Below are 13,473 nucleotides of genomic sequence, written 5' to 3'. Positions count from 1 at the left end.
GGGCCATGATTTTTTCAATTCACCGCACCGCGCCGGCGCTGTCCGCCGCGTTCGTCGGCCTGGCGCTGGCCTCGTCGACGGCCCATGCCCAGATGCAGGGGATGGATCATTCGCAGATGCAGGGCATGGACCATTCGCAGATGCAAGGGATGGACCATTCGCACATGCAAGGGATGGATCACGGCAAGATGCCGGGCATGGATCACGGTCCCATGCAAAGCATGGATCACGCCCCGATGCAGACCATGGACGCCGCGCCCACGGAAAGCCGCACGCCCATTCCCAGGCTGACCGATGCCGACCGCAAGGCCGCAGCCCTGGATACGTCGGGCCATGCCGTGCACGACAAGGGCATCAATTCCCTGTTCCTCGTGGATCGGCTGGAATGGCAGGACGCGCGTGGCGGGAACGCCTTGAGCTGGGATTTCAAGGGCTGGATCGGCGGCGACATCGACCGCCTGTGGCTCAGCTCGGAAGGCGAGCGTTCGGGCGGGAAGCTCCACGAGGCCGAGGTGCAGGCGCTGTGGGGCCGTGCCATCAGTCCCTGGTGGGATGTCGTGGGCGGGGTGCGCCACGACTTCAAGCCCGGTTCGTCGCGGACCTGGGCCGCGTTCGGCTTCCAGGGAATGGCGCTCTACAACTTCGAGGCGTCCGCCCTCGTCTTCGCCGGCGAGAACGGACAGACCGCCGCGCGCCTGAAAGGGGAGTACGACATCCTCTTCACGAACCGGCTCATCCTGCAGCCGGCCGCCGAGGTCAATTTCTTCGGCAAGAACGACCACGGGCGAGGCATCGGGTCCGGCCTGTCGAGCACGGAGCTGGGCGTGCGGCTGCGATACGAGATCCGCCGCGAATTCGCTCCCTACGTCGGCGTGACCTGGAACCGGACCTATGGGACCACCGCGGACTATGGGCGGGCGCACGGGGAACGCCGCAGCGACACCCGGTTCGTGGTCGGCGTGCGCATGTGGTTCTGATCTCCCGCCATCTCTCTTTCCTACCCATCGCAAGGTGCATCATGTCCAACGCTCGTACCGCCCTGAGTGCCGCCGTCCTGACGGCCGGGCTGCTTGTCGCCGCCGCGGCCCAGGCCCATCCCGAACTCGTGTCGTCGACGCCCGAGGCCCGGGCGGAGACCGCGGCGCCGTCGAGAATCGAGCTGCGTTTTTCGGAAGCGCTCGTCACCCAGTTCTCGGGCGCCCGGCTGCTCATGACCGGCATGCCCGGCATGACCCACGCGCCCATGCCGGTGGAGGCCAAGGTCTCGGGCGATGCCGATCCCAAGACGATGGTCATCACGCCCGCCAGGCCGCTGGTGACCGGTACCTACCGCGTGGAGTGGCGGGCGGTATCGTCCGATACGCATCCGGTGACGGGAAATTTCCCGTTCAGCGTGAAATAGACCATGTCCGAGGGACTGGGCGTGGCGGTACGCTTCGCGCTCTACGTGGACCTGGCGCTGCTGGGCGGCGTGCCGCTGTTCATCCTCCACAGCTTTCGCCGTGAATGGGAGGACGGCGAGAAGAGCCTGCGATTCGGCGCCTTGCTGGTGACGGCCGCGGCCATCGGCATTCCGCTGGCCGGGCTCGGCCTGGCGCTGCTTGCCCAATCCATGAGCGGCGCGGAGCATCTCATGGATTTGCGGCCGTCCATCCTGGCCATGGTGGTCGGCGGCACCGATGCGGGACTGGCGGCCGCGATACGGATCGTGGCGCTGATGCTGGCTTTGGCCTGTGCCGTGTCGATGAAGTATCGTTGCGTGTCCGGCCTGTGGGCCGTTGCCGGATCGGCCCTGGTCGCGCTGGCCAGCCTTGCCTGGGGCGGACATGGCGCCATGGACGATGGCGCGCGGGGGTATCTGCATCTGGCCGCCGATATCGTCCACCTGATCGCGGCGGCGGGCTGGTTGGGGGCATTGACCGTATTCGCGGCGATGCTGTGGCTGCGCCCGGATGGCGCACCCGATCGGCAGGTACGCCTGCTGAGCCGGGGGCTGACGGGGTTCGCGGGCCTCGGGACCGTCATCGTCGCGGCCTTGGCGTTCACGGGTGCCGCCAACTATTGGTTCATCGTCGGCCCCACCGTCCAAGGCCTGCTGTCGGGGCTGTATGGCTGGCTTCTTGTCGGCAAGCTAGGGTTGTTCGCCTTGATGCTGGGCCTGGCCGCCGCGAACCGGTTTCGCCTCGGTCCCATGCTGGAGGCGTCGATCGCTGGCGGCCGTCCCGAGGCCGCCCTGGTCCTTCTGCGCAAGAGCCTGGCGCTGGAAGCCGGCGCGGCGACCGCGATTCTGTTATTGGTGGCGTGGCTGGGAACGCTCGGCCCGCCCGCCTGATTTTCAAGGAACCATGCATGATGCCTAAGCACGCAAGCCTGTCACGTCGCGCGCTCCTGATCGGAGCCGCCTTGCTTCCCCTTGGCGCCCGGGCGCAGAAGGCGACGACCGTGGAAGTCTGGAAGACGCCGACTTGCGGATGTTGCAAGGACTGGATCAAACACCTGCAGGACAACGGATTCCGCGTGATCGCCCACGATGTCGACGATACGTCCGCGGCGCGCAGCCGTCTCGGCATTCCGGACGACCATGGCTCGTGCCATTCCGCGGTGGTGGAAGGCTATGCGCTGGAGGGACACGTGCCCGCCCGGGAAGTCAGGCGGTTGCTGCGCGAACGTCCGCCGGCCATCGGCCTGGCCGTCCCGGGCATGCCCCTGGGCTCGCCGGGCATGGACGGCCCCGAGTATGGGGGCCGGAAATCCGCCTACGATGTCGTGCTGCTCCGGGCCGGGGGGCGGTCCAGCGTCTACCAGGCCTATCGTTGATGCGCGGCGAGGCTTCGCGATGAAACTACTGGTCGTGGAAGACGAAGCCAAGACCGGCGAGTATCTCAGGCAAGGGCTGACCGAGGCCGGGTTCGTGGTCGACCTGGCGGACAACGGGCTGGACGGACAGTACCGGGCGTTGAGCGAGCCCTACGATCTGATCGTGCTCGATGTGATGCTGCCCGATGTGGATGGCTGGCGCATCCTGCAAACCCTGCGGGCGGTCGAAAACAATGTTCCCGTCCTGTTCCTGACCGCGCGCGACAGCGTGGCCGACCGGGTCAAGGGCCTGGAGCTCGGCGCGGACGATTATCTGGTCAAGCCCTTTGCCTTTTCCGAACTGCTGGCCCGTGTCCGGACCCTGCTGCGGCGGGGCAGTGGGCAGATCGCCACGGATCGCATCCAGGTCGGCGATCTGGTGCTCGATCTCGTCCGCCGCCGGGCCACGCGCGCCGGCCGGCGCATCAACCTGACGAGCAAGGAGTTCGCACTGCTCGAACTGTTCGTACGCCGGCGCGGCGAGGTGCTGCCGCGGTCGCTGATCGCCTCCCAGGTATGGGACATGAACTTCGACAGCGACACGAACGTCATCGACGTGGCGATCCGCCGGCTGCGCGCCAAGATCGACGACGCGTTCGAGGCGAAGCTCATCCAGACCGTGCGGGGCATGGGCTACGTTTTCGAAGAACCGGAGGATCCGGCCTGATGCGCCCTTTTTCCCTGACGACGCGGCTGACGACTTTCTTCGCGCTGTCGTCGGCCACGGTGCTCCTTGGATTGGGGGCGCTGATCGCCTCGTCGATGGACCAGCACTTCGCCTACGAAGACTTCGCCGTGCTTGAAGAGAAGGCCAGCCTGGTCCGGAAAATCGCCCGGGAAGCGGAGGCCGCCTCGATGCCGGTGCGCCTGGGCGCCGCCCTTCAGAATCATCCCGGGCTGGTGGCGTGGATCCAGACGGGGCGGGGAGCGAGCGTGTATGCCACGGACGGCTTCGAGTTCCGGCATGCCTTGAGCGCGGCGCAGGCCTTGCCGGCGGGAAAAGAGGCATTCACCTGGAAGCAGGACGGGGCCGAGTACCGGGGGTTGCGCACCACCACGGCCACCGCGGGCGAGCCGGGAGGCGAACTGCGCGTCATCGTCGGGCTGGCGACCGGGATCCATGCGCACTTCATGCGGGGCTTCCTCCAGTCGCTGGTGCTGTACGTGGCGCTGTCCGCGCTCGTGAGCGGGGTGTTCGGCTGGTGGGCGGCCCGCAGCGGGCTGGCCCCTTTGCGGACGATGGCCGCGCGGGCCCGTTCCGTCACGGCGCAGAAACTGGATGCGCGCATGCCCGTGGATGCCGTCCCGCTGGAGATGTCCGACCTGGCCTCGACCTTGAACGCCATGCTGGCCAGGCTGCAGGACGATTTTCGCCGGTTGTCGGAGTTCTCGTCCGACCTGGCCCACGAGCTTCGCACACCGCTGACGAATCTGTTGACGCAGACCCACGTCGTGCTGTCGCAGCCGCGCGAAGCGGCGAAATATCGCGAGATCCTGGCGTCGAACGAAGAGGAGCTGCAGCGCTTGTCCCGGATGGTGTCCGACATGCTGTATCTCGCCAAGATGGAGCACGGCATTACCTTGCCCGATGCCGAGCTCATCGCCGTCCAGGACGAGGTCGGCGCCCTGTTCGAGTTCTACGAGGCCCTGGCCGAGGACAAGGCGGTGGCCATGCGCCTGACGGGCCGTGGCAGGATCGTGGGCGACCGGCTGATGCTGCGGCGCGCCTTGAGCAACCTGCTCTCGAACGCCTTGCGCCATACGCCGCGGGGCGGGGCGATAGACGTCGTCGTCGCGGGCGAGGCCAAGGCCGTCACGATCGCGATCGAGAACGATGGCAAGGCAATCCCGGCGGAACTGATCCCCTCGCTGTTCGACCGTTTCTTTCGCGGCGACAAGTCCAGGGCGAGGCCCGACTCGGAAAGCTCGGGGCTGGGGCTGTCGATCACGCGCGCCATCATGGTGGCGCACGGGGGCGACATTACCGCCGGCTCCGTTTCCGGCCGGACCCGCTTCACGCTGATCTTTCCGGGCAGGGACGCGCCGTCCGCGTCACTGGCCCCGGACGCGCGGGGGCAATGACCACTCGCCGTTCTCGAACACCCAGCCGTCAGAGGCGATGAACTTGTCGCTCCTGGCCGAGGGAGCGTTTTGCGTCTTGGGCGTGGCCGGGCCGGCTTGCGCCGAGGCGTGGGGCAGCGTATCGGTATGGACCCATCTGCCGTCCTTCATGGCGTAGGCATGGTCCTGGCGGACCCACTCGCCGTTGACGAAGGCCCAGCCGTCCGCGCTGGCCAGCAGCGCGGGGTTCGCGGTCCGCGGGGCGGAGCCGGACATAGCCGTATCCGTGGCGTAGGCGGGGGACGCGCCGCCCGCCAGGGCCGCGACGAGGATGAGCATCTTGCCGTTCAACATGTCGATCTCCAGAAGTGCCAGGCGCCGTTCGATGGCGTCTGGTTGGCTGTGCGTGGGCTTGCACAGGAGCCTTCACTTTAGGAGCCGGGCACCAACAGCCGGATGGCCGGGGGATTACATGTCGGTCATCCGGCGGCGGGCGCGCCCCGCATGATGCGGTCGATCCCGTCCAGCGCCCGCATCGCGGGCAGCACCGACGCGATGTCGCAGCGGCTGGGACGGCCTTCGCGCAGCGCCGCGATGAATTCGGTGTCCTGGGCCTCGAACGCCGGCTGCGCGCCGGGCATCTCCACGATCTTGCCGTCGCTGTCGGTCAGTTCGTCGCGGAAGGCGCGGTAGGTGTCTTCTTCGCCGATGTAGCGATAGAAGCCGCCGAAGGGCCCCTTGTTGTTGAACGACATGGCCATGGTCAGCAGCGTGCCGCGCTTGCGCGAGCGCATGGCCACGGTGACGTCCATGGGGATGCCCAGCTCCGGATGATCGGGGCCGCGCTGGCCCCAGACGTCGAACTCCGTCTCGTCCAGCAGCCAGCAGAACAGGTCCACCGTGTGGCAGGCATGGTGCCAGAGCAGGCTGTCGACCCAGGTGCGAGGTTCGCCGAACATGTTCAGGTTGTTGCGGCGGAAGAAGTAGGTCTCGCAGACCAGGTGGTGCAGCGTGAAATCGCCGCCCTGGATGCGCTCGCGCAGCGAGGTGTGCGGCGGCGCGAAGCGGCGGCTGTGCGCGACCATCATGGCCACGCCGGTCTCGGTCTGCACGCGGACCAGGCGTTCGGTGTCGGCCAGGGTCAGCGCGGCGGGGATCTCGATCAGCATGGGTTTGCCCAGGCGGGCGGCCAGTTCGGCGTGCCCGGCATGCAGCCCCGAGGGCGTGGCCAGCACCACCGCGTCCACGTCGGGACGGGCCAGCGTGGCGGCCAGGTCGGCGCTGCAATCGGGGATGCCGTATTGCGCGGCCAGCTGGCGGCCGCGCGACATGTCGGCGGCCGCCAGGGCCACGATCTCCACGCCCGGCATGGCCGCGAAGATGCGCGCGTGCGTCGAGCCCATGGCGCCTTCGCCGGCGATGCACAGACGGATGGGGGCGGGCGAGAGGGCAGGCATGGGACGCGGTCTCCGGGATGAGAAGGCGCGGCCGGTGGCCGCGCCCGTGGTTCGAGGGGATCCCGCTATTCTAGGCGCGCGGTCCCGCGCCGCACTAGCGGCCGGGGACCTGGAACGCTTTGCAGGGGTCTTCGCGCGGGGCGGGCGGAATGAGGATGTCGCGGTCGTAGGCGCCGGGTGGCGCGGGCTGTTCGGTGTAGCCCACCGACAGGATGGCGGCGGGCTTGAGCCAGCGCGGCACGCCGATGTCGCGGCGGGTGTGGCCGTTGCCGGCCAGCAGCACGACGGGCCGCGGGGCGGAAGCGCCGGGCACGCGCGCGGCGTTGGCGATCGTTCCGGCCATCACGGCGTCGCGCGCGAGCTGGGCCATGGCCATGCCGCCCAGCATGGAAGGAGGCAGGGCGCCGCAATGGGCCTCGGCCACTTCCCTGCGCTGCGCCGACAGCAGGTCGGGAGCGGGCGAGAGCAGGCCGAGCCGGCGCAATTCGTCGGTATCGAACAGGGCGGCGGGGCCTTGCTTCATGACGGTGCCGGCATCGGCGCGCGACAGATTGGCGGCGACCACGGGCAGCTTCTCGCGCAGCGCCAGTTCCAGCACGGGGCGGTAGTGCGCCCAGTCCCAACCCGTCCTGGCCGGCGCGGCGGCCTGGATCACGCAGTCGGCGTTCGTACAGGTCCGCATGGCCCGGTCCAGGTCGGCCTGCCGTTCGCGATCGAACTGCTCCATGGCGATGGCCGGCCGCCAGCCCGCGCGCACCGCGCGCGTGAGCGCCTGCAGGCGCAGGCGGTGGCCTTGGGCGTTGTCGTGGACTTCGCCCAGCAGCACGACCTCGTGGCGCGGCAGCTCGGCCGCCAGCGACGCGACGGCGGCATCGCGGCTGCCGGGCAGCCAGGAGCATCCGGCCAGCAGCAGGGCCGCGGCCATGCCGGCCAGGGGCCGAGGGCCGGGCAGGGCGCCGCGACGGCGCCGCATCGGGGCGAGTCCGCCGGCCGTCATGCCGCGGGCCGGGGCGTGCCCGGCGCGATGGCGGCCAGTCCGTCCGCCAGTGCGGTCCATGCCGTCAGCTCGGGCTTGCCGGGTTTGCGTTCGCCGAAGAACTGCACGATCAGCGACCCTTCGGCGTCATAGCATTCCAGCGAGGTCACGATGCCGTCCACGGTGGGCTTGCGCACCAACCATGCCTCGGTGAACAGGTCCATGCGCAGGTGCAGGTTGAAGCCCGGGTCCAGCACGTTCAGCCAGGGGCCCATGGGCGCGATGCGGTGGACCGGCCCGGTGTGGATCTGCACGCATCCGGCATTGCCGACGAACACCATGATGGACAGGCCCGATCCGGCGGCCGAGTTCAGCACGGCATCCACGGCGCCGACGCCGACCTGCTGCGCGAACTCGGGAGGCGCCAGCCGCAGCGCCTGCGTGCGTTCCACGCCATGCCGCCGCAGCAGGCCGAAGAACTCGTGGGTGTCGCGCAGATTGCGCCATTCCTGGCGGAAGGCATCGACGTCGACCTCTTGGTCGGCCTTGCGCCCGGGCGCCGGCCGCGGCTCCGGGGTGACCGGCTGCGCGCTGTCGGCCTGCGCCGCCAGCAGGGCCTCGAACGCGGCGCGGTCGGTGCCCTCGACCACGTAGATCTTGTGTACCGCCTCGCCCTGCTGGTCGAACACTTGCAGGCTGGGGCGCTCGCCGCCCACGGCGTAGGCGTGCCGCCACTGCGACAGGAACAGGCGCAGGTCGATCTCGGGGTTCAGGGCCAGGCCCATCCTGCCTTCGATCTGGACGTGGTCGTAGACCCCGGTCTTTTCGTGGACGGCGGCCTCGTTGCGGGTCAGCGCCAGCAGCGGTCCGGCCGCCTTCAACCCGCCCAGCAGCGCGCTCCAGTCGGGCTTGAGCCGGGTCGAGGACGGGTCGGCGGCGACCAGTTCACCTTCGCTGGCGCCGATGCTGGCGGCCGCGTCGCGCATGCGCAGCTTGGGCTGCTCGGCCTTGAGGGCCAGGTAACGTTGCCAGAGAGTGGTTGCAGTCATGCCGGAAACCTTGGGTGCGGAGGGAAATGGTTCGTAATGATAATGATTTTTATTAATAAACGTAAGACATGCCCCCGGATGCATCGCGAGAGCGGGGCGGGCAGGTCCGTTCCGCCCTATACTAGAGTGTTTCGTCATTTTCCTTGCGAGTCCCGTCATGCCGCAATACCGTTCCCGTACCTCCACCCATGGCCGCAACATGGCCGGGGCACGTGCGCTATGGCGCGCGACCGGCATGAAGGACGGCGATTTCGGCAAGCCCATCGTCGCGGTCGTCAATTCGTTCACCCAGTTCGTGCCCGGCCACGTGCACCTGAAGGACCTGGGCCAGATGGTGGCGCGCGAGATCGAGGCCGCCGGTGGCGTCGCCAAGGAGTTCAACACCATCGCCGTGGACGACGGCATCGCCATGGGGCACGGCGGCATGCTGTATTCGCTGCCCTCGCGCGAACTGATCGCCGATTCGGTCGAGTACATGGTGAACGCGCATTGCGCCGATGCCATGGTCTGCATCTCCAACTGCGACAAGATCACCCCGGGAATGCTGATGGCCGCCATGCGGCTCAACATCCCGGCCGTGTTCGTGTCGGGCGGCCCGATGGAAGCGGGCAAGGTCATCGAGGCCTACCATCCCGCCCAGGACGTGAATGGCCAGAAAATCATCAAGGTCGACCTGATCGATGCCATGATCAAGGCCGGCGACCCCAGCGTGTCGGATGAAGACGTCGAGAACTACGAGCGTTCGGCCTGTCCCACGTGCGGCTCGTGCTCGGGCATGTTCACCGCCAACTCCATGAACTGCCTGACCGAGGCCCTGGGCCTGTCGCTGCCGGGCAACGGCACGCTGGTGGCCACCCACGCCGACCGCAAGGACCTGTTCCTGCGCGCCGGTCGCGTGGCGGTCGAACTGTGCCGCCGCTACTACGAACAAGAGGACGCCTCGGTCCTGCCGCGCAACGTCGCCACCAAGGCGGCGTTCACCAACGCGATGGCGCTGGACGTGTCCATGGGCGGTTCGACCAACACCGTGCTGCACCTGCTGGCCGCGGCCCAGGAAGGCGGCGTGGACTTCACGATGAGCGACATCGATCGCATCTCGCGCCACGTGCCCTGCCTGTGCAAGGTCGCGCCCGCCACGCAGCAGTACCACATCGAAGACGTGCACCGCGCCGGCGGCATCATGGCCATCCTGGCCGAGCTCGACCGCGCGGGCCTGCTGGACACCTCGGTGTCCACCGTGCACAGCAAGACCCTGGGCGAGGCCATCGCCGCGAACGACGTCAAGGCGAACGCGAACGAGGCCGTCCACGCCTTCTTCCGCGCCGCGCCCGGCGGCGTGCCCACCCAGACCGCCTTCAGCCAGGACAAGCGCTTCGACAAGCTGGACCTGGACCGCGCCGAGGGCTGCATCCGCGACAAGGCCCACGCCTATTCGCAGGACGGCGGCCTGGCCGTCCTGTACGGCAACCTGGCCGAGAAGGGCTGCATCGTGAAGACCGCGGGCGTCGACGAAAGCATCCTGACGTTCACCGGCAAGGCGCGTATCTTCGAAAGCCAGGAAGACGCCGTGGAAGGCATCCTGGGCGACACCGTGCATGCGGGCGACGTGGTCATCATCCGCTATGAAGGCCCCAAGGGCGGCCCGGGCATGCAGGAAATGCTCTACCCGACCTCGTACATCAAGTCCAAGGGCCTGGGCAAGGCGTGCGCGCTGCTGACCGACGGCCGCTTCTCGGGCGGCTCGTCCGGCCTCGTGATCGGCCACGCCTCGCCCGAGGCGGCCGAGGGTGGCGCCATCGGCCTCGTGGAAGAGGGCGACATCATCGAGATCGACATTCCCGGCCGTGGTATCAACCTGCGCGTGGACGCGGCCGAACTGGCCAGGCGCCGCGAAGCGATGGAAGCGCGCGGCGCCAAGGCGTGGCAGCCGCTCGACCGCCAGCGCGTCGTGACGCAGGCGCTCCAGGCGTATGGAATGATGGCGACGTCGGCCGACCGCGGCGCCGTGCGCGACATCTCGCAATTGATGCGCCGGCCTTCCTGACGGCGGCGGTACAGGCCGCGGCCAAACGCCGGCGGGGGACGGCTAGACCGATTCCCGTCCGGCGTTTTCTTCTTTTTGCAGGCGGTTGAGCAGCCTGGCGAATTCGATCACGAGCTTGCGATGGTGGGCGTTCAGCGGAGCGAAGCTGCGCCGCAGGGCGTGCGTGTCGTCGGTGTAGGGGATGTCGTCGCCATCGCGCAGCGGCGGAGGGGTGGCGGGAAGGACGCGGACATTCTCGATCAGGGCGTAGAGATCCGTCACGCCTACGTTCATGGCCCGGGCGATGCTTTCCAGGCGGCCGATGGACGGCTTTTGCTTGCCCGTCTCGATGCGCGACAAATTGCCTGCATCGGTGCCGGCTTCCATGGCGACAGCCTCGAGCTTGAGCCCGAGCTGTTCGCGCATCTGCCTGATCGCCGAGCCTATATCCATGGCGTGATTGTCCGAACGCCTTGCTTGCCGCGCAAAGCGTGTGGCGCAAATTTTTGGTGTATATTTTGCGTTAAAGGCAAAATTGGGGGATCGTACAGGGGGAGAAAGCGGCCATCCGGCAGCTGGCGCCATCCTGGAAATTGCGTACTATGCAAACACACCAAGGCGTTGTTGAACTGCTGGTGCTCAGCGGCATCGATCGCGAGGGCCATCTCGCCTGGATCTTTGTCCCCAGCGGGTGGGACATCGCCAGGCTGGAACGTAAGTTTCCTTTCTCGGGCCATGCCAGGGCGCCGCGCCGCCGTGCCCTGGTCACCGTACAGATCGCCCGGGAACTGATGCATCGATACGGGACCAATCCGGTGCTGGAGCTACCGGGCAAGGCGTCGCTGGCCGATCTGCTTTCCGACGACCTGTCGGCCGTCAGGATGCTGATCTCCCGCGATTAGGACGCGGCTTCAGCCATTCCGCTGTGGCGCAGCAGGGCCTCGATGCTGGGATCCCTGCCGCGGAACGCGCGGAAAGACTCGATCGCGGGCCGGCTGCCGCCCACTTGCAGGATCTCCCGCAAGAAACGTTCCCCGACCTCGGGCCGCAGCGTGTCCTCGGTGGCGGCGTCCTCGAAGGCCGCGTAGGCGTCCGCCGACAGGACTTCGGCCCACTTGTAGCTGTAGTAGCCGGCCGAGTAGCCACCCGCGAAGATGTGGCTGAAGGTGTTGATCCAGCGAGAAATCTCCGGCTGGGGCAGTACATGCATGCGGTCGTTCACCGCGCGCGACAACTCGAGCACGCTTTGCGGGCCGTCCGGGTCGTAATCGGTGTGCAAATGCATGTCGGTGGCGGCCAGCACCACCTGGCGCAGCGTCATCAGTCCGCCCTGGAAGTTCTTGGCGGCCACCATCTTGTCGTACAGGGCGCGGGGCAGGGGTTCGCCGGTTTCCGCGTGCGCGGTCATCTGCTCCAGCACGGCCCATTCCCAGCAGAAGTTCTCCATGAACTGGCTGGGCAGCTCGACCGCATCCCACTCCACGCCGTTGATGCCGGACACGCCCAGGTCTTCCATCTGCGTGAGCATATGGTGCAGGCCATGGCCGCATTCGTGGAACAGGGTGATGACTTCGTCATGCGTGAACAGCGAAGGCTTGCCGCCGCCGGGCGGCGTGAAGTTGCAGATCAGGTAGGCCACCGGCGTCTGCAATACGCCACCGGGGCGGCGGTAGCGGGTGCGGGCGTCGTCCATCCAGGCGCCGCCGCGCTTGCCGTCGCGCGCGTACAGGTCCAGGTAGAACTGGGCGAGCAGGGTGCCCGCGGCCGACTCGACGCGGAAGAACCGCACGTCGGGGTGCCAGGCCGGGGCGCTGTCCGGGCGGATGCGGACCGAGAACAACGTCTCGATCACCTTGAACAGGCCCGCCAGTACCTTGGGTTCGGGGAAGTATTGCTTGACCTCGTTTTCCGAGAACGCATAGCGTGCCTGGCGCAGTTTCTCGGAGGCGTAGGCGATGTCCCAGGGCTGGAGTTCGGCCAGGCCAAGTTCGGCAGCGGCGAATTCCCGCAGTTCGCGCAGGTCGCGCTCGGCGTAGGGGTGCGCGCGCTCGGCCAGTTCGGCCAGGAATGTCTGTACCTGCTCGGGGGTGTCGGCCATCTTGGGCACCAGCGACACCTCGCCGTAGTTGGCATAGCCCAGCAGGCCGGCTTCCTCGCGGCGCAGGCGCAGCAGGTCCAGCATGATGGCCGTGTTGTCCCACTCGGCCTGGCCCTGCCCGTATTCGGGGCCCAGCTCCGAGGCGCGCGTCACGTGCGCCTTGTACAGGGTCTCGCGCAGGGCACGGTGGTCGGCGTATTGCAGCACCGGGAAATACGAGGGGAAGTGCAGGGTGAACTTCCAGGCCGGCGTGCCGTCCTGCGCGTCGCCTTCCTTGGCCGGCGCCTTGCCGGCGGCCTCGCGCGCCGCTTCCTTCACGTCGTCGGGCAGGCCGGCCAGCTCGGCCTCGTCGCGCACGATCAGCGCGTAGGTGTTGGTGGCGTCCAGCACGTGGTCGGAAAAGGCCTTGGACTGCGTGGCCTGCTGTTCCTGGATCTCGGCGAAGCGTGGCTTGTCGGCCTCGGGCAACTCGGCGCCGCCCAGGCGAAAGCCCCGCAGCTCGTTCTCGATCAGCTTCTTGCGGGCCGGGGTCTGCTGCTGGAACGCCTTGCCGGCCGCCAGCTTCTTGTAGCGCTCGTACAGCGCCTGATTCTGGCCCAGGCCGGCCCAGAATTCGGTCACGCGCGGCAGGTTCTCGCCGTAGGCGGCACGAAGCTCCGGCGTATCGGCCACCGAATTCAGGTGCCCGACCACGCTCCAGGCGCGCGACAACCCCTCGGTGCCTTCATCCAGCGTCTCGACCACGCTTTGCCAGGTGGCCGGCGCATCCGCCGCCTGGTCGGCCTCCAGCTTGTCCACCGCCTGCTGCGCCCGCTCCATGAGCGCTGTGATGGCGGGGGTGATGTGCTCCGGGCGAATGGCATCGAACGGCGCCAGGCCCGACAGGTCCATGAGCGGATTGCCGGCCAGGGAGGAAGAAGAGGGGAGGTCGGACGCTTGCGCCATGGGGAAAC

General features: G+C 68.0%; 14 protein-coding genes. 8 read left to right on the top strand and 6 right to left on the bottom strand.

All coding sequences use genetic code 11. The features are described from left to right. Positions 1 to 5 precede the first annotated feature (5 nt). The 6 genes from AC1Q6E_RS19730 to AC1Q6E_RS19705 are packed head-to-tail and all read left to right on the top strand — an operon-like array spanning position 6 to position 4,938. Complete coding sequence (locus AC1Q6E_RS19730; protein WP_492573371.1) at positions 6 to 977, top strand: copper resistance protein B; 972 nt, start codon at positions 6 to 8, stop codon at positions 975 to 977. Positions 978 to 1,018: 41 nt separating this feature from the next. Then, a complete protein-coding gene (gene copC / locus AC1Q6E_RS19725) occupies positions 1,019 to 1,402 on the top strand; it encodes a copper homeostasis periplasmic binding protein CopC (protein WP_152797152.1) in 384 nt (127 codons plus the stop codon). A 3-nt stretch (positions 1,403 to 1,405) separates the two neighbouring features. Next, positions 1,406 to 2,332: a copper homeostasis membrane protein CopD gene (gene copD, locus AC1Q6E_RS19720; protein ID WP_296556124.1), complete on the top strand. Its 927-nt coding sequence runs from the start codon at positions 1,406 to 1,408 to the stop codon at positions 2,330 to 2,332. 20 nt (positions 2,333 to 2,352) lie between these two features. Further along, on the top strand, positions 2,353 to 2,817 hold the full coding sequence (locus tag AC1Q6E_RS19715) for a DUF411 domain-containing protein (protein ID WP_152797799.1): 465 nt from the start codon (positions 2,353 to 2,355) through the stop codon (positions 2,815 to 2,817). A gap of 19 nt (positions 2,818 to 2,836) precedes the next feature. Next, complete coding sequence (locus AC1Q6E_RS19710) at positions 2,837 to 3,523, top strand: heavy metal response regulator transcription factor (RefSeq protein WP_152797148.1); 687 nt, start codon at positions 2,837 to 2,839, stop codon at positions 3,521 to 3,523. Next, positions 3,523 to 4,938, top strand: a complete 1,416-nt coding sequence (locus AC1Q6E_RS19705; protein ID WP_492573370.1) for a heavy metal sensor histidine kinase — start codon at positions 3,523 to 3,525, stop codon at positions 4,936 to 4,938. The genes AC1Q6E_RS19710 and AC1Q6E_RS19705 overlap by 1 nt, the downstream gene beginning before the upstream one ends. On the opposite strand, the gene AC1Q6E_RS19700 is transcribed toward AC1Q6E_RS19705, so the two are convergent. From AC1Q6E_RS19700 to AC1Q6E_RS19685, 4 genes are all read right to left on the bottom strand, one after another. Continuing rightward, positions 4,909 to 5,271 (bottom strand): hypothetical protein, encoded by a 363-nt coding sequence (locus AC1Q6E_RS19700; protein ID WP_296556127.1) that lies wholly within the window; start codon positions 5,269 to 5,271, stop codon positions 4,909 to 4,911. The two genes, AC1Q6E_RS19705 and AC1Q6E_RS19700, sit on opposite strands and share 30 nt — an antisense overlap. A 125-nt stretch (positions 5,272 to 5,396) precedes the next feature. Then, the gene (locus tag AC1Q6E_RS19695) at positions 5,397 to 6,374 is read right to left on the bottom strand and encodes a Gfo/Idh/MocA family oxidoreductase (protein ID WP_492573369.1); all 978 of its coding nucleotides are present in this window, start codon (positions 6,372 to 6,374) and stop codon (positions 5,397 to 5,399) included. Positions 6,375 to 6,468: 94 nt separating this feature from the next. Beyond that, on the bottom strand, positions 6,469 to 7,347 hold the full coding sequence (locus AC1Q6E_RS19690) for a ChaN family lipoprotein (RefSeq protein WP_492573368.1): 879 nt from the start codon (positions 7,345 to 7,347) through the stop codon (positions 6,469 to 6,471). Positions 7,348 to 7,367: 20 nt separating this feature from the next. Beyond that, positions 7,368 to 8,399, bottom strand: a complete 1,032-nt coding sequence (locus AC1Q6E_RS19685) for a hemin-degrading factor (protein WP_492573367.1) — start codon at positions 8,397 to 8,399, stop codon at positions 7,368 to 7,370. Positions 8,400 to 8,556: 157 nt separating this feature from the next. Between AC1Q6E_RS19685 and ilvD the strand changes: the two genes are divergently transcribed. Then, positions 8,557 to 10,443 (top strand): dihydroxy-acid dehydratase, encoded by a 1,887-nt coding sequence (ilvD, locus tag AC1Q6E_RS19680; RefSeq protein WP_152797122.1) that lies wholly within the window; start codon positions 8,557 to 8,559, stop codon positions 10,441 to 10,443. 42 nt (positions 10,444 to 10,485) lie between these two features. Here the strand turns inward: ilvD and AC1Q6E_RS19675 are convergent, their stop codons facing one another. Next, positions 10,486 to 10,875, bottom strand: coding sequence for a helix-turn-helix domain-containing protein (locus AC1Q6E_RS19675; RefSeq protein ID WP_152797120.1), 390 nt, complete (start codon positions 10,873 to 10,875; stop codon positions 10,486 to 10,488). A 149-nt stretch (positions 10,876 to 11,024) separates the two neighbouring features. On the opposite strand from AC1Q6E_RS19675, the gene AC1Q6E_RS19670 reads away from it, so the two are divergent. Next, complete coding sequence (locus AC1Q6E_RS19670; protein WP_152797117.1) at positions 11,025 to 11,324, top strand: hypothetical protein; 300 nt, start codon at positions 11,025 to 11,027, stop codon at positions 11,322 to 11,324. Here AC1Q6E_RS19670 and AC1Q6E_RS19665 read toward each other — a convergent pair. Then, positions 11,321 to 13,465: a M3 family metallopeptidase gene (locus tag AC1Q6E_RS19665; protein ID WP_492573366.1), complete on the bottom strand. Its 2,145-nt coding sequence runs from the start codon at positions 13,463 to 13,465 to the stop codon at positions 11,321 to 11,323. The genes AC1Q6E_RS19670 and AC1Q6E_RS19665 overlap by 4 nt on opposite strands. Positions 13,466 to 13,473: the final 8 nt, after the last annotated feature.

Source organism: Pigmentiphaga sp. MLSB6-MA01, from assembly GCF_058793475.1.
This window is presented reverse-complemented; position numbering and strand designations above follow the sequence as displayed.